22 protein-coding genes and 1 riboswitch are annotated in these 23271 nt (G+C 67.3%); of the genes, 14 read left to right on the top strand and 8 right to left on the bottom strand.

Annotation, left to right across the window (positions count from 1 at the left end; translation table 11 throughout):
* Positions 1–5 precede the first annotated feature (5 nt).
* From mnmE to H7F35_RS11760, 3 genes are all read left to right on the top strand, one after another.
* Positions 6–1412 carry a tRNA uridine-5-carboxymethylaminomethyl(34) synthesis GTPase MnmE gene (gene mnmE, locus H7F35_RS11770; protein WP_187113034.1) on the top strand — a complete coding sequence of 469 codons (1407 nt, stop codon included), beginning with the start codon at positions 6–8 and terminating at the stop codon, positions 1410–1412.
* A gap of 100 nt (positions 1413–1512) precedes the next feature.
* Positions 1513–1974, top strand: coding sequence for a Crp/Fnr family transcriptional regulator (locus H7F35_RS11765; protein WP_187113033.1), 462 nt, complete (start codon positions 1513–1515; stop codon positions 1972–1974).
* Between the two features lie 90 nt (positions 1975–2064).
* Positions 2065–2997 carry a zinc ribbon domain-containing protein gene (locus H7F35_RS11760; protein ID WP_187113032.1) on the top strand — a complete coding sequence of 311 codons (933 nt, stop codon included), beginning with the start codon at positions 2065–2067 and terminating at the stop codon, positions 2995–2997.
* A gap of 33 nt (positions 2998–3030) precedes the next feature.
* On the opposite strand, the gene H7F35_RS11755 is transcribed toward H7F35_RS11760, so the two are convergent.
* On the bottom strand, positions 3031–5016 hold the full coding sequence (locus H7F35_RS11755) for a monovalent cation:proton antiporter family protein (protein WP_187113031.1): 1986 nt from the start codon (positions 5014–5016) through the stop codon (positions 3031–3033).
* Positions 5017–5102: 86 nt separating this feature from the next.
* On the opposite strand from H7F35_RS11755, the gene H7F35_RS11750 reads away from it, so the two are divergent.
* From H7F35_RS11750 to H7F35_RS11735, 4 genes are read left to right on the top strand one after another with little or no spacing between them, the layout of a single operon-like run.
* Complete coding sequence (locus H7F35_RS11750; protein WP_187113030.1) at positions 5103–6104, top strand: SIS domain-containing protein; 1002 nt, start codon at positions 5103–5105, stop codon at positions 6102–6104.
* Complete coding sequence (locus H7F35_RS11745; RefSeq protein WP_187113029.1) at positions 6104–6652, top strand: KdsC family phosphatase; 549 nt, start codon at positions 6104–6106, stop codon at positions 6650–6652. The genes H7F35_RS11750 and H7F35_RS11745 overlap by 1 nt, the downstream gene beginning before the upstream one ends.
* Positions 6649–7308 (top strand): LPS export ABC transporter periplasmic protein LptC, encoded by a 660-nt coding sequence (gene lptC, locus H7F35_RS11740; protein WP_187113028.1) that lies wholly within the window; start codon positions 6649–6651, stop codon positions 7306–7308. Before H7F35_RS11745 ends, lptC begins: the two co-directional genes overlap by 4 nt.
* A gap of 34 nt (positions 7309–7342) precedes the next feature.
* Positions 7343–8125, top strand: coding sequence for an SDR family oxidoreductase (locus H7F35_RS11735; protein ID WP_187113027.1), 783 nt, complete (start codon positions 7343–7345; stop codon positions 8123–8125).
* A gap of 87 nt (positions 8126–8212) precedes the next feature.
* On the opposite strand, the gene H7F35_RS11730 is transcribed toward H7F35_RS11735, so the two are convergent.
* Positions 8213–8776: an RNA recognition motif domain-containing protein gene (locus tag H7F35_RS11730; protein WP_187113026.1), complete on the bottom strand. Its 564-nt coding sequence runs from the start codon at positions 8774–8776 to the stop codon at positions 8213–8215.
* Positions 8777–9036: 260 nt separating this feature from the next.
* Positions 9037–9179: riboswitch (yybP-ykoY riboswitch) on the top strand.
* Positions 9180–9232: 53 nt separating this feature from the next.
* Between H7F35_RS11730 and H7F35_RS11725 the strand changes: the two genes are divergently transcribed.
* From H7F35_RS11725 to H7F35_RS11710, 4 genes are all read left to right on the top strand, one after another.
* Positions 9233–9796, top strand: a complete 564-nt coding sequence (locus tag H7F35_RS11725; protein WP_187113025.1) for a TMEM165/GDT1 family protein — start codon at positions 9233–9235, stop codon at positions 9794–9796.
* Positions 9797–10014: 218 nt separating this feature from the next.
* Positions 10015–11169 carry a homoserine O-acetyltransferase gene (locus H7F35_RS11720; protein ID WP_187113024.1) on the top strand — a complete coding sequence of 385 codons (1155 nt, stop codon included), beginning with the start codon at positions 10015–10017 and terminating at the stop codon, positions 11167–11169.
* Positions 11166–11753, top strand: a complete 588-nt coding sequence (gene metW / locus H7F35_RS11715; protein ID WP_187113023.1) for a methionine biosynthesis protein MetW — start codon at positions 11166–11168, stop codon at positions 11751–11753. The genes H7F35_RS11720 and metW overlap by 4 nt, the downstream gene beginning before the upstream one ends.
* A gap of 19 nt (positions 11754–11772) precedes the next feature.
* Positions 11773–12360, top strand: coding sequence for an IMPACT family protein (locus H7F35_RS11710; RefSeq protein ID WP_187113022.1), 588 nt, complete (start codon positions 11773–11775; stop codon positions 12358–12360).
* Here H7F35_RS11710 and H7F35_RS11705 read toward each other — a convergent pair.
* Entirely contained in the window at positions 12305–13219 is a 915-nt protein-coding gene (locus tag H7F35_RS11705; RefSeq protein WP_187113021.1) for an ion transporter, read from the bottom strand. The genes H7F35_RS11710 and H7F35_RS11705 overlap by 56 nt on opposite strands.
* A gap of 112 nt (positions 13220–13331) precedes the next feature.
* Here H7F35_RS11705 and H7F35_RS11700 point away from each other — a divergent pair, with 112 nt between their 5' ends.
* On the top strand, positions 13332–13838 hold the full coding sequence (locus tag H7F35_RS11700) for a polymer-forming cytoskeletal protein (RefSeq protein ID WP_187113020.1): 507 nt from the start codon (positions 13332–13334) through the stop codon (positions 13836–13838).
* Between the two features lie 30 nt (positions 13839–13868).
* Here H7F35_RS11700 and H7F35_RS11695 read toward each other — a convergent pair whose 3' ends face one another.
* The gene (locus H7F35_RS11695) at positions 13869–14660 is read right to left on the bottom strand and encodes a DUF72 domain-containing protein (protein WP_187113019.1); all 792 of its coding nucleotides are present in this window, start codon (positions 14658–14660) and stop codon (positions 13869–13871) included.
* A 92-nt stretch (positions 14661–14752) separates the two neighbouring features.
* Between H7F35_RS11695 and H7F35_RS11690 the strand changes: the two genes are divergently transcribed.
* Both H7F35_RS11690 and H7F35_RS11685 read left to right on the top strand, forming a co-directional pair.
* Positions 14753–16261: a M20 family metallopeptidase gene (locus tag H7F35_RS11690; protein WP_187113018.1), complete on the top strand. Its 1509-nt coding sequence runs from the start codon at positions 14753–14755 to the stop codon at positions 16259–16261.
* Entirely contained in the window at positions 16258–17109 is an 852-nt protein-coding gene (locus H7F35_RS11685; protein ID WP_187113017.1) for an alpha/beta hydrolase, read from the top strand. Before H7F35_RS11690 ends, H7F35_RS11685 begins: the two co-directional genes overlap by 4 nt.
* Before the next feature lie 10 nt (positions 17110–17119).
* On the opposite strand, the gene H7F35_RS11680 is transcribed toward H7F35_RS11685, so the two are convergent.
* From H7F35_RS11680 to H7F35_RS11665, 4 genes are all read right to left on the bottom strand, one after another.
* The gene (locus H7F35_RS11680; RefSeq protein WP_187113016.1) at positions 17120–18295 is read right to left on the bottom strand and encodes an MFS transporter; all 1176 of its coding nucleotides are present in this window, start codon (positions 18293–18295) and stop codon (positions 17120–17122) included.
* Positions 18292–21213, bottom strand: a complete 2922-nt coding sequence (locus tag H7F35_RS11675; protein WP_187113015.1) for a DUF4132 domain-containing protein — start codon at positions 21211–21213, stop codon at positions 18292–18294. The genes H7F35_RS11680 and H7F35_RS11675 overlap by 4 nt, the downstream gene beginning before the upstream one ends.
* Before the next feature lie 123 nt (positions 21214–21336).
* Positions 21337–21798 (bottom strand): YidB family protein, encoded by a 462-nt coding sequence (locus H7F35_RS11670; protein WP_222622019.1) that lies wholly within the window; start codon positions 21796–21798, stop codon positions 21337–21339.
* A 101-nt stretch (positions 21799–21899) separates the two neighbouring features.
* The gene (locus H7F35_RS11665) at positions 21900–23255 is read right to left on the bottom strand and encodes a M20/M25/M40 family metallo-hydrolase (protein WP_187113013.1); all 1356 of its coding nucleotides are present in this window, start codon (positions 23253–23255) and stop codon (positions 21900–21902) included.
* Between the last annotated feature and the right edge of the window lie 16 nt (positions 23256–23271).

Below are 23271 nucleotides of genomic sequence, written 5' to 3'. Positions count from 1 at the left end.
GCACCATGCTCGCCCGCACCTCCGACCCCATCGTTGCCATTGCCACTGCCTCGGGGCGCGGGGCGGTCGGCATCGTTCGCGTGTCGGGTGCCAGGCTGGCGCCGTTGATCGATGCCATCTGCGGCCGCACGCTCAAACCACGCGAGGCCACCTACCTGCCCTTTCGCGATGCGGACGGCGAGCCGGTCGACCACGGCCTGGCGATCCACTTTCCCGCGCCCCACTCCTTCACCGGCGAAGACGTGCTCGAGCTGCAGGCCCACGGCGGCACGGTTGTTTTGCAACTGCTGCTGTCACGCTGCCTCGAAGCGGCGGCGCAGCCCGATGCGGTCACCGGCCGGCCTCGCCTGCCCGGCCTGCGGGTCGCCGAGCCCGGCGAGTTCAGCCAGCGCGCCTTTCTCAACGGCAAGATCGACCTGGCGCAGGCCGAGGCCATTGCCGACCTGATCGACGCCAGCACCGAGGCCGCCGCGCGCAGCGCTGGCCGTTCGCTGTCGGGCGCTTTCTCGCGCGAGATCCACACGCTGCGCGACGCGCTGATCAACCTGCGCATGCTGGTCGAGGCCACGCTCGACTTTCCGGAAGAAGAGATCGACTTTCTCCAGAAGGCCGACGCGGCCGGGCAACTGGTGAGGCTGCAGTCGCAATTGGCAGCCGTGCAATTGCGTGCGCGACAGGGCGCGTTGCTGCGCGAAGGCATCAAGGTCGTGATTGCGGGGCAGCCCAATGCGGGCAAGAGTTCGCTGCTCAATGCGCTGGCCGGCGCAGAGCTGGCCATCGTGAGCGCGGTCGCGGGCACCACGCGCGATGTGGTCTCGCAGACCATCCAGATCCACGGCGTGCCGCTGCATGTGGCCGACACCGCCGGCCTGCGCGAAAGCAGCGACGAGGTCGAACAGATCGGCGTGGCACGCGCCTGGGGCCAGATCGAGAGCGCCGATGCCGTGCTGTTCCTGCACGACCTGACACGCGCCGAGCTGCCGGACTACGCGGCCGCCGATGCTGAGATCCTGCGCGTCCTCCGCCAGAAGTTGCCCGCGAGCGTGCCCGTGCTCGACGTGTGGAACAAGCAGGATGCGGCGCCTTCCGCCCAGCCGGCGCAGGGCATCGCGCTGTCCGCCAAGACCGGCCTGGGCATCGAGGCATTGCGCGATCGGCTGCTTCACATGGCCGGCTGGCAGTCTGTGCCCGAGGGCGTCTACCTGGCGCGGGCGCGCCACGTGCAGGCGCTGGGCCGGGTCGAAACGCACCTTGGGTTGGCTGCGAGCCACCTGGCGGCGCAGGCCCAGCTGCTCGACCTGCTGGCCGAAGAGCTGCGGCTTGCGCAGAACGCGCTCAACGAGATCACGGGCGAGTTCGGTGCCGACGATCTGCTGGGCGTCATCTTTTCGCGCTTCTGTATCGGGAAATAGCGACACTTGGCGACAGGTGGCTGGCAAAAACGTAAACACTTGTAGCCGAATCTCGTGGCCATCGCGGATACTTCGGCACAGATGCGGGGTTGAGAAAAACATGTCCATCCAGAACCTGAGCCGCGCCATCGCGGAGAACACGAACCTCGACGCTTTTGCGTTGACGTTCAACGTCCAGCAATGGGAAACGCTTGCGGGCTATTTGCAGCCCATCGACGCGAGCGTCGGCGACGTGCTGATCGAACAGGGCACGCCGGACCGCTCGGTGTTCTTCATCGAGAGCGGCGCCATCAGCGTGCACCGCGTCAGCAGCAAGGAGCAGATGCGCCTTGCCGTGCTCACGCCCGGCTCGGTCGTCGGCGAAGGCTCTTTCTTCTCGCGCCAGCCGCACTCGGCCAATGTGGTGGTCACCGGCGCGGGTCGCGTGTGGCGGCTCAACGCCATCCGCTTTGCGGAAATGTCGAACCGCCAGCCCAACATGGCGCTGGAAATCGCAATGGCGCTCGGCGCTGTGATCGCCAAGCGCATGGCACACCGCTCCAAGCGCGTTGCCGTGACCTGAAGCCCGAGCAACACGTACCGCCAGCAGGCCCGCAGCGGCAGCCGCCGCTGTTTTTCGTTTTGGATCCCGAGAGTAGTCAGTAAGTAAGCCATGGCCTTGATCTGTCCGGTCTGCAGCACGGAAAACCGTGACGGCGCGAATTTCTGCAGAAGCTGCGGTGACCCATTGGTTGCCATGACGACCCGGATGCCCCCGGCCCCGAGCCCCGATCGCGAATGGGCCACCACCGCGCCGGCCCAGTTGCGCGCACCGACCATTCCGGCGCCGCTCTTCGATCCTGGCGAGCCTGTACCTTCGCGGTCCTTTTTCGGCAAGGCGCCTGTTGCCCCGCCGGAGGACGAAAGAACCCTGATCGCGGCGCCCGGTGAGCCGCCGCATGCGCCTTCGTCGCCTTCTGTTTCATCGTCGATGTCGGATGCCGCCCGGGCCGAGAGGGCTGAAAGAAAAAAGACCCGGGTCAAGGTCCGGCGAACGGTTCCCGTCGAACGGCCGCCGCGCAAGCGCGTGATCCTCCTGTGGCTGGGCCTGCTGGTGGTGGCACTGCTGATGATCGTTGCGGGCTGGTATGGCTACGGCACGCGCAAGACGCCGGTGGCTGTCGAGGAGGCTGCGCCGCCTGTTTCCGAGCCGGCTGCCGCAGCGGTGCCAGCGGTTGAAACGCCGCCAGCAGCGCCGGCTGCCGAGCCGCCCGCGCCAGCGCCCGAGGCAGAAGCGCCGCCAACTCCGACGACCACGGCTCCCAAGCCCACCGCCAAGCCGCGCAAGCAGGCGACGGTTGCCGCGCCGCCACCGAACACATCCGAGCTCCCCGCTCCAGCCGTCGCGGCAGCCCCGCCGCCGCCAGCGCCCGCTCCTGCGGCCGAGCCGCAGGCCATGTGCGGCGACCGCAACTTCATCGCCAAGGCGCAATGCATGGCCGCCCAGTGCCTGAAGCCCGAGTACAAGGCGCACGCGCAATGCGAGGCGGTGCGCCGTCAGCAGCGCATCGAAGAAGAAAAGCGCAATCCCACGCTGATCAATTAGCCCGCCTCAGGCTGGCGGACGCTCAGCAGGGCGTCAGCCTTTTTGCAGGCGCTCGATGGCGATCGCCAGCGCGGTGGGCTTGCCGGACAGCACCAGGGTGTCGCCATCCGACAGCACCGTGTCGCCGGCTGGCGTGCGGGGTTGGCCGTCGTGGCGGCGCAGGCTGGCCACGCGCACGTTCAGTGTCGGCAGCGCGATCTGTTCGAGGGTCTGGCCGATCGCGCGTGCACCCGATGTGAGGGTGAAGCTGTTGAGCCGCTCGTGGTCGATCTCGTCGGCGTTGTCGTCGTCGGCACCGTGGAAGTAGCCGCGCAGCAGGTTGTAGCGGGCGTCGCGCTGGTCCTGCACCACGCGGATCACGCGCCGCATCGGCACGCCGACCAGCGCCAGCGCATGGCTCGCGAGCATCAGCGAGCCCTCGATGGCCTCGGGCACCACCTCCGTCGCACCGGCCGCCTGCAGTTTTTCGAGGTCGTGGTCGTCCTGCGTGCGCACGATCACCGGCACATGCGCGGCGTGGGCGCGGGTGTTGGCCAGCACCTTCATCGCGCCCGGCACGTCGAGGTAGGTCACGACGACGGCGCTGGCGCGGGCCAGGCCGGCGGCCATCAGGGCCTGCAGCCGCGCGGCGTCGCCGAACACCACCGAGTCGCCGGCGGCGGCGGCCTGGCGCACGCGGTCGGGGTCGAGGTCGAGCGCCATGTAGGGAATGCCTTCGCGCTCGAGGATGCGTGCCAAGTTCTGGCCGCAGCGCCCATAGCCGCAGATGATCACGTGCTTGGCGGTGTTGATGGTCTTGCGCGCGATGCTTGTCATCTGCAGCGACTGTTGCAGCCAGTCGCTGGCCACCAGCTTTCGCACGATGGCGTTGCTGTACATGATGATGAACGGCGTGGCCAGCATCGACAGCACCATCGAGGCCAGCACCGGGTTGGCCAGCCACGGCGGCAGCAGGCTGCGCTCTTGTGCCAGCGTCAACAGCACGAAGCCGAATTCGCCGGCCTGCGCCAGATAGAGGCCGGTGCGCAGCGACACCCCCGAGGTGGCGCCCAGCACACGCGCCAGCACCGTCACCAGCGCCAGCTTGAACAGCAGCGGCACCAGCAGCAGCACGCCCACCAGCATCCAGCGCTGCACCACGATGTGCCAGTCGAGCGACATGCCGACCGTGATGAAGAACAGCCCCAGCAGCACGTCGTGGAAGGGGCGGATGTCGGTCTCGACCTGGTGCTTGTATTCGGTCTCCGACACCAGCATGCCCGCGATGAATGCGCCCAGCGCCAGGCTCAGGCCGGCCAGCTCCGTGAGCCAGGCCAGGCCCAGCGTGATCAGCAGCACGTTAAGGATGAACAGTTCTTCGCTGCGCCGCCGGGCCACCAGCGTGAGCCACCAGCGCATGATGCGCGGGCCGCCGTAGAGCAGCACGCCGATCAGGAAGGTCGCCTTCAGCAGCGCCAGGCCGAGCGCCTTGGCCAGCGCCTCGGGCGGCGCGCCGAGCGCGGGGATCAGCACCAGCAGCGGCACCACGGCCAAATCCTGGAACAGCAGCACGCCCATCACGCGCTTGCCGTGCTCGCTTTCGAGTTCGAGCCGCTCGGCCATCAGCTTGACCACGATGGCGGTGCTGCTCATGGTGAGCGCGCCCGACAGCGCCAGCGTCGTTTGCCAGCCCAGGCGCCAGGACGGCGGCAACTGCGTGGAGATGAGCAGCGCGCCGATCGTGGCGAAGGCCATCGTCAGCAGCACCTGCAGCAGGCCGAGCCCGAACACGTGCTTGCGCATGGCGCGCAGCTTGGGCAGGCTGAATTCGAGCCCGATCACGAACATCAGGAACACCACGCCGAATTCGCCCAGATGGCGGATGCCCTCGGAGTTCTGCGCCAGCGCAAACGCATGCGGCCCGATCAGCACGCCGGCCGACAGGTAGCCCAGCATCGGCGGCAGCTTCAGCGACCGGCAGACCACCACGCCGATCACTGCGGCCAGCAGATACAACAGCGTGAGATCGAACGAAGACATAGGCGCCGATGCTAGAGCAATGTCCGTGCCCCGGGCTTCCCCGGGCCATGAGGTTCCGGGCACCGCCCGGCCCGTAAAATCGGCCAATGAGTTCCCGCCCCGCCCCGGCCCATGTGGTCGACCCCGAAGCCATCCTCGCTCGGGCACGCGTCACCTTCGACATCGAAGCCGAAGCCGTTCTTGGTCTGAAGACCCGGGTCGGCCCGAGTTTTGTCGAGGCCGTGCGCAAGATCCTCGACGTTCGCGGCCGCGTGGTCGTGATGGGCATGGGCAAGAGCGGCCATGTCGGCCGCAAGATCGCCGCCACCCTCGCCTCCACCGGCACGCCCGCGATGTTCGTGCACCCGGCCGAGGCCAGCCATGGCGATCTCGGCATGATCAAGTCGGTCGACCTGGTGCTCGCGATTTCCAACAGCGGCGAGGTCGACGAGCTGACCGTCATCCTGCCGGTGGTCAAGCGCCAGGGCGTGCCCCTGATCGCCATGACCGGCCGCGCCGACTCCACCCTGGCGCGCCACGCCGACATCGTGATCGACGCCGGCGTGGCCAAGGAAGCCTGCCCCCTGAACCTCGCCCCCACCGCGAGCACCACCGCACAGATGGCGATGGGCGACGCGCTGGCGGTGGCGCTGCTCGACGCGCGCGGCTTCGGCTCCGAAGACTTCGCGCGCTCGCATCCGGGCGGCGCGCTCGGACGCAAGCTGCTCACGCATGTGAGCGACGTGATGCGCTCGGGCGACGAAGTGCCGCGCGTGCCGCCGTCCGCCACCATCAGCGAGCTGATGCGTGCCATGAGCATCAAGGGCTTCGGCGCTGCCGCCGTGGTCGAGCCGGACGGCCGCGCCTCGGGCATCTTCACCGACGGCGACCTGCGCCGCCTGATCGAAGCGGGCGCCGACCTGCGCACGCCCAAGGCCGCCGACGTGATGCACCGCGAGCCGCGCACCATCCGCGTCGACGCGCTGGCGGTGGAAGCCGCCGAGCTGATGGAGCAATGCGGCATCACCCGCCTGTTCGTGATCGACGGCGCGGGCGTGATCGTTGGCGCGATCAACACCAACGACCTGATGCGCGCGAAGGTCATCTGATGCCGCTCGAGTTCCAGGCCGAGACCTTGCTCGCCGCACAGGATGTGCGCATCGTCTTCTTCGACATCGACGGCGTGCTGACCGATGGCGGCGTGTACTTCACCGAACACGGCGAAACGCTCAAGCGCTTCAGCATCCTCGATGGCTACGGCCTGAAGCTGCTGCGCAAGGCGGGCATCACGCCGGCCGTGATCACCGGGCGCGATTCCAAGCCGCTGCGCGTGCGGCTCGAAGCGCTGGGCATCGAGCACGTGCGCTACGGCACCGAAGACAAGCTGCCTGCCGCCCAAGCCATGCTCGAACAGCTTGGCTTCAACTGGGCGCAGGCCGCTGCCATCGGCGACGACTGGCCCGACCTGCCGGTGTTGACCCGCGTCGGCTTTGCCGCAGCGCCGGCCAACGCGCACGCCGAGGTGCGCGGCATTGCGCGCTACGTCACCAAGGCGCGCGGCGGCGAAGGTGCGGCGCGCGAATTCTGCGATCTGCTTCTGACAGCCTGCGGCCAGTACCGGCCGCTGCTCGAGGCTGCCATGGGCCCGAACCGATGAACGACATCCAACGCGTGTGGAGCCAGGTGCGCAATGTGCTCGACCGCGCGACGATCTATCTGCCGATCATCCTGACGGCGGCCGTGGCGCTGGGCACCTACTGGCTGGTGCGCAATGCGCCCAAGCTGCTGGAGCCTTCCGCCAAGACCGCGCCCACGCATGAGCCCGATTACTTCATGCGCGACTTCGTGATCAAGAATTTCCTGCCCAGCGGCGAGCTGCGCAGCGAGCTTCATGGCACTGAAGGGCGGCACTATCCGGACACAGACACCATCGAGGTGGACAAGGTGCGCATGCGCTCCGTGTCCCCCGAAGGACTGGTCACGCGCTCGACGGCCAACCGCGGTCTGTCGAACTCCGATGGCAGCGAAATCCAACTGTTCGGCAATGCCATCGTCATTCGCGACCCGTCGGTGGGCGCCAACGGCAAGCCGATGCCGCGCCTCGAATTCCGCGGCGAGTTCCTGCACACCTTTCTCGACACCGAGCGCGTCACGTCGAACCAGCCGGTCACGCTCCTTCGCGGCACCGACCAGTTCACGGGCGACACGCTCGACTATGACAACCTGAGCGGCGTAGCCAACCTGAACGGCCGGGTGCGCGGCATGCTGATGCCGTCGCCGGCGATGGCTGCGGCTCCGGCCAAGAAGCGCTGAAGAAAAAAAGAAAACACCCGGAAGCCACTCACGCATGACCACGTCCCCGCTTGTCTTCATCACCGGCGCATCGAGCGGCATCGGCCAGGCCCTGGCCGCGAGCTTCAGCGACGCGGGCTATCGCCTGGCGCTGGTCGCACGGCGCACGGCGGAGATCGAATCATGGGCGAACGCCCGTCAGCTAAGCGCAGACCGCTACCAAATCTACAGCGCCGACGTGGCGCAAACGGACAGCATCGTGGCTGCCGGCGTCGCCTGCATCGCGCAGCAGGGGCTGCCCGACGTGGTGATCGCCAATGCAGGCATCAGCGTTGGCATCGACACGGCGCAGCGCGCGGACCTCGACGTGCTGGCGCAGACCTTCGCCACCAACAACGTCGGACTGGCCGCTACTTTCCATCCGTTCGTGAAAGCGATGGAAAAGCGCGGCAGCGGCCGGCTGGTCGGCATCGCCAGCGTCGCTGCCATTCGCGGGCTGCCGGGGCATGGCGCGTATTGCGCCAGCAAGGCTGGCGTGGTCGCGTACTGCGAGAGCCTGCGCGGCGAGCTGCACAACAGCGGCGTCAAGGTCGTCACGCTCTGCCCGGGCTATATCGACACGCCGCTCACGCAAGGCAACCGCTACGGCATGCCCTTCCTGATGAAGGCCGAGGACTTCGCCGCGCAGGCGCTGCGCGCCATCGAGTCCGGCACGAGCTACCGCGTGATTCCCTGGCAGATGGGCGTGGTCGCCAAGATCATGCGCATGCTGCCCAATGCCGTGCTTGACCGGGCGGTGCAGGGCCGCGAGCGCAAGAAGCGCAGCGGCGAAGCCTGAAGAAGAAAAAGCGCCAGGCACAGATCCATTGCCATTGAAAAAGGCTCCCGAGGGAGCCTTTTGTCTGTGTGCGTTGAAGCGCGGGAATCAGTAGCCGCTGTTGCCGCCACCACCGTAGCCGCCGCCACCACCGCTGCGACCACCACCGCCGCCGCCACGGGGGCCAGCGCCGTAGGGGCTGCGGAAACCGCCATCGCCACCACCGCCGCCGCCGCCACTGCGGCCACCACCGCCGCCGCCGTAGCCGCCGCCACCCGAGCGACCACCGCCGCCGCCGCTGCGATCGCCGCCACCACCACCGTAGCCACCACCGCCGCCGCCGTAGCCTCCGCCACCACCGCCGCCATAACCACCGCCGCCACCACCGTAGCCGCCGCCACCACCGCTGCGCGGGGGACGTGCTTCCATGGGACGTGCTTCATTGACGACGACGCTGCGGCCGCCCAGGGGCTGGCCGTTCATGCCGGTGATGGCTGCCTGTGCTTCCGCGTCACTGCCCATTTCGACAAAGCCGAAGCCCTTCGAGCGGCCCGTGTCGCGTTCCATCATGACCTTGGCGCTGGTCACTGCGCCGAACTGGCCGAAGGCCTGTTCGAGATCACCGTCGCGCACCGAGTAAGGCAGGTTGCCGACGTACAGTTTGTTGCCCATCAAGGGACTCCTATAAACACATCAAGAAAAGCGATGGAGTCCCGAAAGCATCACTCAAACGAGAGCCGTCGAGTCGCGCGAAACTGACCGATCACCGAACTGCCTCCCCACCAAAATTAAGAGGGAGGCTCTTGCATTATGGGTGAAATATGCGAAATGCAAGCAGAAAATTGATTCTTGAGGTAGCACTTGTCAAAACTAAAAAAGCGAGCGCACGCTTACCGAATTCAGCCGAGGTCTTGAGGGCTGCAGGTAGAATCCGCCCCGTCATTGGGGAGTAGCCGCCTTCCGACTTCGAGAAGGGCCCGCGTCAACAGACTTGTCCTGCCCCACACAGGACATGGCGCGTGCAGTGAAAACACCTGGCGAGACCTTTGACCGTGCAACTTCGGGAAATATGGCCGAAGGTGTTGCACGGTCAATTGCGTCCTTCGGCCCAAGGAACCCACGTTCATCATGGAAGCTTTTCTCGTTGCAACCGGCGTAGTTGCGCTCGCCGAAATGGGCGACAAGACCCAACTTCTGGCCCTCTTGCTCGCTGCCCGTTTCAGGAAACCCTGGCCGATCGTGCTGGGCATCTTCGTCGCCACCATCGTCAACCATGCCCTTGCGGGTGCCGTCGGCAACTACATCACGCACTGGCTGGGGCCCGAGGTCCTTCGCTGGATCCTGGGCGGCTCGTTCATCGCGATGGCCGCCTGGATGCTGATTCCCGACAAGCTCGACGATGACGACGCCCCCGGTGCCTCGCACTTCGGCGTCTTCGGCACCACGGTCATCGCGTTCTTCCTGGCCGAGATGGGCGACAAGACGCAGATCGCCACCGTCATGCTCGCAGCCCGCTTCACCCAGGACTATTTCTGGGTCGTTGCCGGCACCACGCTGGGCATGATGCTGGCCAATGCGCCTGTGGTGTGGCTTGGCGACAAGATCGTCAAGCGCGTTCCCATCAAGCTCGTGCATGGCATCTCCGCCGCGATCTTCCTGGTGCTGGGCGTCGTCATGATCGTGGGCTGGTAGAGGGGCGGGCTCCTTCCAGGAACACCGCGGAACCGGCTTTGCCGGGCCGCTGGTGTTGCCCCCGGAAAGGGGGTTGGAGAAGCGACACGAAGTGCGCGAAGCCTGGGGGATATACTTGCTCTGCGCCGATTTGCTACAGCTTGCGGGCGCTTTATAAATTCTGCTAAAGACGGCTGCCGGACCCGGCTCGTTTTTGGCGAGGCCGGGTTTTTTCATTCATGCCGTCACCTTTGGTCGTCACTTCGCAGTCGATGCAGTTCGCAGGCCCGCTGGCCTTGCGCAGCGGCACGTCGATCAGCGACTACACACTCGCCTACGAGACCTATGGCACGCTGAACGCCGACCGCAGCAATGCGGTGCTGGTGTGCCATGCGCTCAATGCCTCGCACCACGTCGCGGGGGTCTACGAAGGCCAGGCCCGCTCCGAGGGCTGGTGGGACAACATGGTCGGGCCGGGCAAGCCGGTCGACACCGACCGCTTCTTCGTGATCGGCGTCAACAACCTCGGCTCCTGCTTCGGCTCGACCGGCCCGATGCACGTCAACCCGGCCACCGGTCAGGTCTACGGCGCCGACTTCCCGGTGGTGACGGTCGAAGACTGGGTCGACGCCCAGGCCGCATTGCTGGACGAACTGGGCATCCGCACGCTTGCAGCCGTCATGGGCGGCAGCCTCGGCGGCATGCAGGCGCTGTCGTGGACGCTGCAGTACCCCGACCGCGTGCGCCACGCCGTGGTGGTGGCCAGCGCACCCAACCTCACGGCCGAGAACATCGCCTTCAACGAAGTCGCGCGCCGCGCCATCGTGACCGACCCCGACTTCCACGGCGGCCACTTCTATCAGCACGGCGTGATCCCCAAGCGCGGCCTGCGCATCGCCCGCATGATCGGCCACATCACGTACCTCAGCGACGACGTGATGAACGAGAAGTTCGGCCGCATCCTGCGCAGCGCTGTCGAGGGCGAGACGGTCGGCCTTAACTACCGCTACTCCACGCAGGACGTCGAGTTCCAGATCGAGAGCTACCTGCGCTACCAGGGCGACAAGTTCAGCGAGTACTTCGACGCCAACACCTACCTGCTGATCACCCGCGCGCTCGACTACTTCGACCCCGCCCGCAACCACGGCGGCAATCTCAGCACCGCGCTGGCGCAGGCCACGGCCAAGTTCCTGCTCGTGAGCTTCAAGACCGACTGGCGCTTTTCGCCCGCGCGCAGCCGCGAACTGGTGAAGGCGCTGCTCGACAACCGCCGCAACGTGAGCTACGCCGAGATCGATGCGCCGCACGGGCACGACGCCTTCCTGCTGGACGACGTGCGCTACATGGGCGTGGTGCGCTCCTACTTCGAACGCGTGGCGCAGGAATTCCAATGAGCGACCTCGACAATCAACGACTCATCGCTGCACTCGTGCCCGAAGGCTCGCGCGTGCTCGACCTCGGCTGTGGCGACGGCGCCCTGCTCGACCTGCTGCAGCGCGAACGCGGCTGCAGCGGCTATGGCGTGGAGATTGCCGACGGCAACGTGCTGCAGTGCATCCGCCGCGGCGTCGACGTGATCCAGCTCAACCTCGACGAAGGCCTCGCGATGTTCGATGACGCCTCGTTCGACGTGGTGCTGCAGATCGACACGCTGCAGCATCTGCGCAATGCCGAGGTCATGCTGCGCGAGACCGCGCGCGTGGGCCGCATCGGCGTCGTCGCCTTCCCCAACTTCGCGCACTGGCCCAACCGCCTGAGCGTGGCGCGCGGCCGCATGCCGGTGACGCGCCGCCTGCCCTACCAGTGGTACGACACGCCCAACATCCGCGTGGGCACCTTCAAGGACTTCGAAGTGCTGGCCGGCAAGAACAAGCTGCGCGTGCTCGATTCGTTCGGCCTGCAGAACGGGCGTGACGTGCGCTGGCTGCCGAATGCGCGCGCCAGCACGGCGGTCTTCAAGTTCGAGCGGGGCGGCTGAGCCGCAAGCGCCGCACCGGATGAGCTTCACGCTGGCGCAACCGGTTCACAGCGAGCTGGTCATCAAGAAGAGCCGCTTCATCGGTTGCGTGCAGCCGGTGCCCGACCGGGCCGCTGCGCTGGCCGTCGTCGCCTCGCTGCGGGCCGAGCACCCCGCGGCTGCGCATGTGTGCTGGGCCTTGATGGCCGGTGGCCAATCAGCGGCCAACGACGACGGCGAGCCCGGCGGCACGGCCGGCCGGCCGATGCTGGAAGTGCTGCGTCATCAAGAGATCGAGGGCGCGCTCGCGACCGTGGTGCGCTACTTCGGCGGCGTGAAACTCGGCGCGGGCGGCCTCGTGCGGACCTACACCGACGCCATCGCGCAGGCCCTGCTGGGCGCCACGCTCGTGCCGCTGGTGCGGCAGCGCAGCCTGCGGTGCGCAGTGCCCTATGCGCTCGAGGGGCTGTTGCGGCGCGAGCTTGCCGCAGCAGGCGCGGTGCTCGATGAGGTGCAGCACGGCGACGATGTGCACTTTGCCTTCACGCTCCCCGCACCCGACGCCGATGCCTTCATCGCCCGCCTCGACGATGCTGCGCAAGGGCGCGTCGTCTGGCCGCAGGCGTAATCCGTCGCGCAGGTGCGGCGGTGGGCGGCGGCGTCATCGCCAGCACGCCGCGCGACGCCACAGCCACCGGAGCCGCATCGTCGTCGGACCCGCGCCGTGCCATCTCTGCCGTCACGATGCCGGTGGGCACGGCCAGCACGCCCCAGCCCAGCAACATCATCACCGAGGCGATCGCGCGGCCCAGGTCGGTCTTGGGCACGAGGTCGCCGAAGCCCACCGTGGCCATGGTCGAGATGGCCCAGTAGATCGCCACCGGAATGCTGGTGAAGCCGTGCGTCGGCCCTTCGACCACATACATCAGCGTGCCCATCACCAGCACCACCAGCATCACGAAGCCGACGAACACGGTGATCTTCCGGCGGCTCGACGCCACGGCCAGCACCAGCGCGCGGTATTCCACCGAGTAGCGCGAGAGCTTGAAGATGCGGAACACGCGCAACAGCCGCAGGATGCGCACGTCGATCAGGTAGGCCAGCTCGGGCGCCAGCGCCACCAGAAAAGTGGGCAGCAGCGCGAGCAGATCGATCACGCCATAGAAACTCAGTGCATAGCGCAGGGGCTTGTTCACGCACGACAGCCGCGCGATGTATTCCAGCGTGAAGAGAATGGTGAACACCCATTCGAGCGCGTTGAACACCGGGCGCCATTGCTCGCGGATCGACTGCACGCTGTCCAGGATCACCACCAGCACGCTGGTCACGATCACCGCGATCAGCGCCAGGTCGAACCACAGGCCGGCAGGCGTGTCGGCCTCGAAGATCACGGTGAACAGCTTGCGTCGCCAGCCGCGCGCGGGCTTGTCGAAGCGCGAGTCGGTGGCGGCGGGGGTGGAAAGGGCTTCGATGTTCGGGCGGCTCATGCGGAGCATTGTCATGTCGAGGGCGATTTATTCAGTTACGCTTATTGCGCAATGAAGTGCCGCATGCCATGAGTGCGTTCTTACGATAGTCCCTTTCTTGAGGAGCTCCCCTTTGGCTACACAGTCCCCCTTTTTCGGCAAGCGTGATCGTGACACCGACTCGTTGACATCCCGCCCCGCCCCGCTGGTTGGTTCGGGCACCAATCTCTCCGGTACCCCCGTCAATCCTTCATCGCTGACCGCACAACAAGGCGGACTCGGTGCTGCTGCTGCAGCAGCACCCGCCGTCAAGGAAGGCGGCAGCAAGCTCACCGTCGGCCCGAACATCAAGCTCAAGGGCGTCGAGATCACCGATTGCGACACGCTCGTGGTCGAAGGCCTGGTCGAAGCGACCATGGACTCGCGCCTGATGCAGATCGCCGAACAGGGCGAGTTCAAGGGCTCGGCCGAAATCGACATCGCCGAAATCCGCGGCATCTTCGACGGCAACCTCACGGTGCGCGAGAAGCTGGTCATTCACTCGACCGGCAAGGTCACCGGCAAGATCCGCTACGGCAAGATCGTGATCGAAGAAGGCGGCCAGCTGTCGGGCGAAATCAGCTTCGGCGCCAAGGCTTAACGCAGTCTTCGGTTTACACGCCGCCCGGGTTCAGGCCGGCGGCGTCCATCCCAGGCGCTCCAGCAAGGCACCGGCCGCGGCCGGTGCCTTTTCCTTGGCGCCGTTGATGAAGTAGACGAACACGTCGCGTTTCTTCGTTGGCGATCCCGCCCATCCCTGCGCGCGTTCGGCCCAGGTGTCGAGCGCCTTCGGCCCATAGCCGGTCTTGAGCTTCGCGTCGGCCATCATGAGCCGTGCATAGGCGAACTCGCCCTCGGGCTCCTCGAAGGACGGAAACTTGTCGGCGTCGGTGAACACCGTCGACACCTTGTGCTTCTTCGCGAGTGCCTTGTAGGCCGGCACGATGAAGCTCTCGTGCCGCACGTCCATCACGTGGCGCAGCGCGCGGCTGCCTTCCTTCTTCGGCAGCAGTTCGAGAAACGCCTCGAAGTCTTCGGCATCGAACTGCTTGGTCGGCATGAACTGCCACACGATCGGCCCCAGCTTGTCGCCCAGCTCGACCACGCCGCTGTCGATGAAGCGCTTGATCGAATCGCCCGCGCCCGACAACAGCTTGCGGTTGGTGGCGAAGCGCGAGGCCTTGAGCGAGAACATGAAGTCCGCCGGCGTCTCGTCGTGCCACTTCCTGAAGTGCTCGGGCTTGAAGGTGCTGTAGTAGGTGCCGTTGATCTCGATGGCGCTCACCTTGCGGCTCGCATAGTTCAACTCCTTCGCGTGCGCGAGGCCCTTGGGATAGAAGTTGTCGCGCCAGGGCTCGTAGGTCCAGCCGCCGATGCCTGCCTTGATGTTCGCCTGGGTCCGAGTCGATGCTGCCTTGCTCACATTGCGCTCCCGGTTGAGATCGCCCGCACTCTACGCGCGCTCGTTCCAGGGCGCAAAATGCGTTTTTTCGTCACCCTGCGGAGAACCCCCCGATGAACGCCCCCCTGCACCGCGAAATGCCCGCCGGCACGCTCGACGCCGCGCGCGCCCTCTCTGATGTCACCGCCCAATGGGACGGCGACATCGTCAGGCAACTCACCGACTACATCGCCATCCCGTCCAAGTCGCCCGGCTTCGACAAGGACTGGGCCGCCAACGGCTACCTGGAGACCGTGCTGCGCAACGCCGCGGCCTGGGTCGAGGCGCAGAAGGTCGAGGGCTTGAAGCTGGAGATCGTGCGCCTGGAAGGCCGCACGCCGGTGCTGTTCTTCGAAGTGCCGGCCAGCGGCACCGACATGACCGAGACCGTGCTGATGTACGGCCACCTCGACAAGCAACCTGAATTCACCGGCTGGCGCAACGACCTCGGCCCCTGGACGCCCAAGTACGAGAACGGCCTGCTCTACGGCCGCGGCGGCGCCGACGACGGCTATGCGGTGTACGCCAGCGTCGCCGCACTGCAGGCCCTCAAGGCCCAGGGCGTGGCGCATCCGCGCATCGTCGGCCTGATCGAGACCTGCGAAGAAAGTGGCTCCTACGACCTGCTGCCGTACGTTGACGCGCTGCGTCCGCGCCTGGGCAATGTCGAGCTGGTGATCTGCCTGGACTCCGGCGCCGGCAACTACGACCAGCTGTGGCTCACGACCTCGCTGCGTGGCATGGCCAGCGGCACGCTCAAGGTCGAAGTGCTGACCGAAGGCATTCACTCGGGCGACGCCTCGGGCCTCGTGCCGTCGAGCTTTCGCATCATGCGGCAGGTGCTCGACCGCCTCGAAGACAGCGCCACCGGCCGCCTGCTGCCCGCGAGCTTCCACTGCGAAGTGCCGGCCGACCGCCTGGCGCAGGCCAAGGCCACCGCCGCGATCCTCGGTGAAGAGGTCTACAAGCGCTTCCCGTGGGCGCACTACGACTGCGGCGGTTCGACCATGTTCGCGCTGCCGACCACCACCGATCCGCTCGAAGCCCTGCTCAACCGCACCTGGAAGCCCACGCTGTCGGTCACCGGCGCCGAAGGCTTTCCGGCGCTGAAGGATGCGGGCAACGTGCTGCGTCCGTACACCGCTTTCAAGCTCTCGCTGCGCCTGCCGCCGCTGGTCGACGCGGCCGAGACGGTGCAGAAGCTCAAGGCGCTGCTGGAAGACAACGCGCCCTACCAGGCGCGCGTCACCTTCGAAGGCAGCGGCGCCACCGGCTGGAACGCACCGACGATCACACCGTGGTTCGAGGATGCGCTCAACAAGGCTTCGCAGGCGCACTTCGGCGCGTCGTGCGGCTACATCGGCCAGGGCGGCACGATCCCGCTGATGAGCATGCTCAGCGCGGGCTTCCCCAAGGCGCAGATGATGGTCTGCGGCGTGCTCGGCCCGAAGAGCAACGCGCACGGACCCAACGAGTTCCTGCACGTGCCCTACGCCAAAAAGCTGACGGCCGCCGTGGCCGAGGTCATCGCCGCACTTCCGGCCGCGCACCGCGCCGCCGCCGCGGAGCCCGTGGCGGCTTGAGCGCCCTGCCCTTGCCGCATCGCGTGTCGCTGTCCACGCCGGACGGCGAGACGCTGGCGCTGCGCCGCCTGCCGGCGCCCGGCCAGCCGCGCGCGGTGGTGGTGATCGTGCATGGGCTTGGCGAGCATGCCGGCCGCTATCACGCGCTCGCCGAAGACCTGCACGAATGGGGCTTTGCCGTCTGGGCGCATGACCACCACGGCCACGGCGAATCGACCGGTGCGCGCGGCGGCCTGCCAAGCGAGCGGCGGCTGGTCGACGACCTCGCATTGGTGATCGACGATGCGCGCCGCGAAAACCCCGGGCTGCCGCTGGTGCTGCTGGGCCACAGCCTCGGCGGCCTGGTCGCGGCGAGTCTGGTGGCGCGCGGCGTGCGGCCGGTCGACGGGCTGGTGCTGTCGTCGCCGGGGCTCGACCCGGGCCTGAGCGGATTCCAGAAGGCGCTGCTCGCGGTGCTGCCGCGCATTGCGCCGAACCTGCGCGTGGGCAACGGGCTCGACGACAACTACCTCTCGCACGACCCGGCCGTGGTGCAGGCCTACCGCGACGATCCGCTCACGCACGATCGCATCGGCAGCCGGCTTGCGCGCTTCCTCGCACATGAAGGGGCGTCGGTGCAGCAGCACGCCGCCAACTGGCCTGTGCCGACCCTGCTTCTCTATGCGGGCGACGACCGCCTCGTGGTGCCCGCCGCAAGCCGCGCGTTCGCCGCCGCCGCCGCGCCCAGCGGCATGGTCGAGGCGCACTGCTTCCCGTTGCTGTACCACGAGATCTTCAACGAGCTGGAGGCAGCGCCCGTGTTCGCAGCCCTGCGGCACTGGCTCGACCGGCGCTTTCCGCCGGGCTGAACAGCAACTGTCAGATCGCGGCCGCAGCGGCGATTCGCCGCTTGCGCTCCAGCCAGATCAGCGCAATGCCCGTCAGCGCCACCGGCACCAGCGAACCGAAGTTCAGCAACTGCCAGCCTTGGGTCGTGACCAGCACACCCGAGGCGAACGAGGTCAGCGCCAGCGTGGCGAACACGCAGAAGTTGAGCGCGCCCTGCGTCCGGTCACGCTCTTCGGGCGTATAGGCCGTGAGTGACAGCGTCGTGCTGCCGGTGAACAGAAAATTCCAGCCCACGCCCAGCAGGCACAGTGCCACGATGAAGTGATGCAGCTCGACGCCAGAGAGCGCGACCGCGATGCAAGCCAGGTTGAGCGCCAGCCCCACGCCCATCACCGGCAACGCGCCGAAACGGCGGATCAGGTGCCCGGTGAAGAAGCCCGGCGCGAACATGCCGATCACATGCCATTCAAGCACCAGCGCGGCATCTGAGAAAGGCAGGCTGCAGATCTGCATGGCGATGGGCGTGGCCGCCATCAGCAGGTTCATCACGCCATAGCCCAATGCGCTCGAAGCTGCGGCCACGATGAACACCGGCTGCCGCATGATCTCGCGCAGCGGCCGGCCGGCCGCTGCTTCCTTGCGCGTCAGCGCCGCGGGAAATTCGATGAAGTGCATCACCGCCATCGACAGCAGCGCCACCCCGGCCAGCGCGATGTACGCGCCCGCGAACGGCACCGAAAAGGCCTGGCGCGTGACGGTCGCCAGGTTGGGCCCCGCGACCGCGCCGATGAGGCCGCCCGCCATCACCATCGAGACGGCCTTCTCGCGCCACGCCGGCGCCGCAAGCTCGGCGGCGGCGAAGCGATAGAGCCCGGCGTTGGCGTTGTAGTAGCCCGCGACCACCGTGGCAAAACAGAGCAGCCAGAAGTTCTTCGAGACGGCGGCGTAGGCGCACACCAGTGCCGATGCCACCGCCACCGCCAGCCCGATCTGGAACGAACCACGCCGCCCGAAGCGCTGCTGCGTGCGCGCCACCAGCCCGGTGCTGAGCGCGCCGCCCACCACATAGCCCATCACCGGCAGCGTCGCCATCCAGCCGTGCGGCGCGATGCCGAGGCCAACCAGCCCGTTGATCGCGATGAAGGTGACGTTGTTGGTCAGCAGCAGGCCCTGGCAGATGGCCAGCAGCCAGAGGTTGCGGTTCATGGCGCAGCCGCCCGGATCACGCGGTTCAGGTCGCGCTCGATTTCGCTGAGCACGATCGGGGTGAGCTTGCCGAGTGTGGCGTCGGTGCTGTCGAGCACCACGGCACTCACGGTCTGAAGAACCTTCGCGTCCGGGCTGTCCTGCACGAACCAGCCCTCTTCGAGCTGAAGGCAGATCCGGCGCCCACCGGGCAGCGGCTTGTTGAAGCTGTTGACCATGCCGCCGTCGCCCACCTCGCGCTGCCAGCCGCGCGTTTCCAGGCCGAGCAGGCCGGCATTCGACACAGGCCGGCCGGCCCAGTGGTCGAGCGCCCGGCGCGAGCGCTGCGCTTCGTCGAGCGTGAAGGTCTCGCGCATCAGTTGCTCGAAGGGTTGCACCAGCTCGTAGTCGGCGAGCACCGACGCCCACGCGCGCGCCAGCGCGGGATCGAGCGCCGCAATCTCCAGCGGGTGCGGGATGCCTACGCGCCCGTCTTCGGGCAGCTCGAAAGCGTCGTCCTGCAGGTCGGTCAGCTCGCCCTCCGCGCTGACGCGGAAGGCGCCCGCCAGTTGGTCCTGCGCATCGAACAAGCCCCAGACCAAGGGCCGGCTGAAGACGCGCAGCACCGGATGGTTGGCGAAGAAGGGGACGAACTCGTCGACCGCCCAGCGGCGCTGTTCGCACATGGCGGCTTCGAGCCGCTTGAGCTGCGCGCTGGCGACGGTCTTGGCGAGCTTGCGCAGTTCCTTGAGCTGTGTGGTCGCGGCAGCGGCCTTGCCCGTGTCGTCGCTGGCGTTCGGCTTGGGCAGTGCCTTGAGCAGCTTGCCGGCGCTGTCGCGCAGCACGGGCTGGAAGTTGTCGTCCATGCGCACCTCGAAGCTGCGCGCGCCGAAGTCCAGCGACAGGCGGGCGCGTGCGTCGAGGCCGAGGTCGGGCACGGTACGGTCGGCCAGTTGTTCCAGGCTGAGGCCGCGCTGCTCGGCCACGTCGACCAGCATGCGATCGGCCCGGCTGCGCAGGTCGTCGTAGCGCGTTTGCCGGGCCAGCTCGCTCAGGTGCATCAGGGCCGCGTCGCTGCCGATCTCGCCCAGCATCGCGAGCGCGTCATAGGCCCGCACGCGGTCGAGGGCGGCGCGCCACTGGCGCAACAGGCCGAACAACTGGCGCGCCGTTTCGTCGTCGCCGAAGCGGCCTTGCAGCGCGAAGGCCCAGCGCTCCTTGCTCGGGCGGCCGTTGCCGATCCACCAGGCCAGCAGCGCGCGGCCGAAGCGCGCAAAGGAGTCGGGTGTCAGCACTGCCAGCAGCGAGGTCAGGCCGGGGTACGGCGCGTCGGATTTGCTCAGCATCATCGCCATCAGCACGTCCGGCACCGCGGCTTGCGGCAGTGCGTGGCCGCTGTCTTTCAGGACCAGGCGCGGCAGCGTCGTCAGCGGCAAGGCCTTGGGCACGGCGGGCAGGCTGTCGGGCAGCAGGTCTTCGGGGGCGATGGACAGCAACTGCGTGATGGCCTCGACGGCTTCCGGGCCGTAGGCGACCGCCTGCGCGCGGACCTTGTCGGCATGGCCGGCCGTCTGCAGCCAACGCAGCGCGGCCTGGGCGGTGTCGCGCGGTGCGCCGGCCTCGCCCAGCGCGGCGGGGATGAGTCCGCGCGCGGCGGTGTCGGGGTAGCGGCTCAGCCATTCGCCCGCTTCGCGCCGGACCCAGCGGTTGGTGTGAAAGCCCTTCGCGACCCAGTTGGCGAGCTGGTCCCATTCGATCACCGAGACCAGCTCGAACATCGCGCGCGCCCCCTGCTTCAGGTAGGGCAGCAGGCCCGGCAACGCGGCGGGGCCGAAGTGATAGAGGACGGGGCGCAGGCGCGTGGCCTCGCCCAGGTAGTGGCGCTCCTGCGGCATGTGCTCGAACGCCGCCATGGCCACGGGGGCCGGCAGTTGCCAGAGAAGGTCGGTGTGCCCCCATGTGCCGGCCGACGGCTCGGCGAAGTCTTCCGGTTCGATGCGGCGGCCGTTCAGGACAGCCTCGACGGACTCGGGCCGCACGCCAACCAGCCACAGGGCCTTGCGCGGGTTGTCCCAACCCTGAACCTGCGCCGGGATCGGCGTCACGGACTGGGTGCGCCCGAAATCTTCCATCAGCTTGTCGGAGTCTTTGCGCCGGGACGAGGCCTCCTGCTTCAGCCAGTCGGAAATGTTCCCTTCCACCTGGACATGCGACGCGGGGACGAAGTCGTCCCAATGCAGCACGGCCGGCTCGGACACGGGTTGCAATGCCAGCGTTGGAATGGTCGGCAGTGCCTGCCGGTTCTTCCAGGGCGGATGGCGCAGGAAGGCGGGCCATTCGTCGGGCGCGGCATCGGCCAATCCTTCAGAGCTGTCTTCCTGCAGGCGTTCGAGCGTCTTGCGCTGGGCGGCGTCGCAGGCTGCCTCCAGCGGCGCCTGCCATTCAGGATTCGCGGCCAGCAGTTCCAGCACCAGCGCGGCACCGGCCTGGTGGCGCGCCGGGTTGGCAGACAGCAGTTCGCACAGCACGAACAGCGGCCAGCGAGCCGCCTGCTTGATCAGGGCGTTCTTGCAGTCGAGGTGCTTGACCTGGGTGACGAGGAAGCGCACGACCGCGGCATCGTGGATGGCGAGCAGGTCGGCAGCGGCTTCCTTGCGCGGCGCGGGGTCGAGGAGAAACAGTTCCACCGCGTCGAGCCCGTGCAGCTCGAGCATGCGCAGTCGCGCCTCGCGTCGCTGCCAGGATGAGAGGTGATGGCGCCGGAAGAAGTCCAGGCTGTCGGCCAGGCTGCGCTCGCCCGAGAGCGTGCCGCCACAGTTGCGGCAGGGATGGTCCTTGAACTGTGCGAGCGCCTCGCGCATTGCCTTGGACCATCGGACCGTGCTGTCGGGCTGCGCCTGCAGACCATCGTCCCCCTTCGACTTGCGACTCCCTGCCATGCCGTCCTCCGGAATTGATGCGAGCGGGATTGTCGGCCAACGGGAGCCCTTGAAGCGGGCGAAAGCGGGCAAAAAAAAGCGCCCTCGCGGGCGCCGGAATTCCTGACGAAAGGCAGCCCTGTCTCAGGGCTGCTTGCCTTGCAGCAAACCGCTGAGCGAACCCAGCAGGTCTTCATGGTTGCCCAGGCCTTGATCGGGCACCTTGCCATGCGGCGTGAGCTGGTCGATGAGCGACGGCAGCATGGTGGCGAGCATCGGCAGCAGCGTTTGCGCATTGACGCCGAGCTTGGACGCGATGTTGGCGATGGTGTCGCTGCCCAGCGCGTTCTGCAGCTGGTCGCCCGATACCGGCTGGTTGTCTCCCTTGCCGATCCACGAGCCGATGACATTGCCCAGGCCGGCCTGCTCGAATTTCGAGACCAGCCCTCCCAGGCCGCCCTGACCGCCGTTGTTGGCGAGCAGGCCGCCCAGCGCGCCAGCCAGGCCGCCAAGATCGCCCAGCCCCCCGAGGCCTCCGCCTTGCGGCTGCTGTTGTTGTGCAGCGCCCCCTAGCACTTGACCGAGTACCGAATCGAGCAATCCCATGACCGTTTCCTTGGTGTGTGACAGAACCGCTGGCATTTTGCGGTGCCGCGGACCATAAGTAGAAAGTGGTGCATCCACTTCCAAACTTGCATCGTGACAAATTACTTGGTGCGCGCAGTCCGTTTGGAAAGCAATGGAGGATTGACCCCTTGCACACCCACCAAGCCCAGCACGGTGACGAGCGAATTCTGCGCGCCTTTCCATGCATCTGTCACGTCGATCGATTCGCTCAGCGAGTGAAAGCCGGAGGCCTTGCCGCCGCCGCCCACGATGATGGCCGGGATGCCCAGCGAGATCGGCACGTTGGCGTCGGTGCTGCCGCCGCGCAGCAGGGTCTTGTGGCCGAAGGCGGCGTTCGAGCGGGTTGCGGCTTCCACGATCACCGAATCGGGCGGCGTGCGGCCGCCGGGCCGGTCGCCGATCAGCTTGTTGCTGGCGCTCAGCGTCGTGACGTTCCAGCGCTTGTTTTCTTCGACCACGGCTTCGTCGATCGCCGTGAGGATCTTCTTTTCGGTGTCCAGCAGCGAGGCCATGTCGTCCGAGCGGATGTCGATGGCCATGCGGGCGTCGGGTGCGATGGTGTTGACGGAAGTGCCGCCGCCCACGGTGCCGACCGTGAAGGTGGTCTTCGGAAAACTCGGCGTGCGGATGTCGGCGATCTTGGCGATGGCGCGGCCCATGCCGTGGATGGCGCTCGGCACCTGCCCGAAGGCGCCGAAGCTGTGGCCGCCGGGGCCCTGGAACGTGACCTCGTAGCGATGGCTCGCAGTGCCGAGGATCAGCACGCTGCCCGGCGCAGACGGCTCCAGCCCGACCATGCCGTCGATGTCGAGATGGTCTCGAAAGATCGCCTTCATGCCACGCAGGTTGCCCAGCTCTTCCTCGCCGACGTTGCCGACGATCATCAGGTCGCCCACGGTCTGGATCTTGTGGTCGTTGAGCACCTTGATCCACGAAAGAAGCACGGCGAGCCCGCGCGTGTCGTCGGCAATGCCGGGGGCATACAGACGGCCGTCGCGCTCCTTCACCTTCACGTCGGTGCCGGCGGGGAACACGGTGTCGAGGTGGGCCGAGATCAGCAGCTTGGGCCCGTTGCCAGTGCCCTTGCGCAAGCCGACCACGTTGCCTTCGGCGTCGATCTTCGCGTGGGTCAGGCCGAGCGCCTTCATGCGCGCAAGAAAGGCTTCGGCGCGCTTGTGCTCCTTGAAGGGCGGTGCTTCGATCTCGGTGAGCATCTTCAGGTCTTCGACCGAGCGCTCATGGTCGGCCTTGACCGCGTCCAACAGCTTCTGGATGGTGGGCGAGGCCATCAACTGGGCGAAAGCCTTGTCGACTTCGGGGCTGACCTGCGCGGGTGTGGGGGCGACGGCCGGGTTCTGGGCGTGGACGCCCTGCGCCGCGCACAGGGCGGCAAGAACGAGAGGGGCGAGGCGCAGCGCGCTGGGCAAGCGGGGCATGGGGCAAAAGTCCTTC

The sequence above is a fragment of the Variovorax sp. PAMC26660 genome (assembly GCF_014302995.1).
Taxonomy (GTDB): domain Bacteria; phylum Pseudomonadota; class Gammaproteobacteria; order Burkholderiales; family Burkholderiaceae_C; genus Variovorax.
The sequence above is the reverse complement of the archived record's forward strand: the minus strand, read 5'-3'. Positions and strand labels throughout refer to the sequence as shown.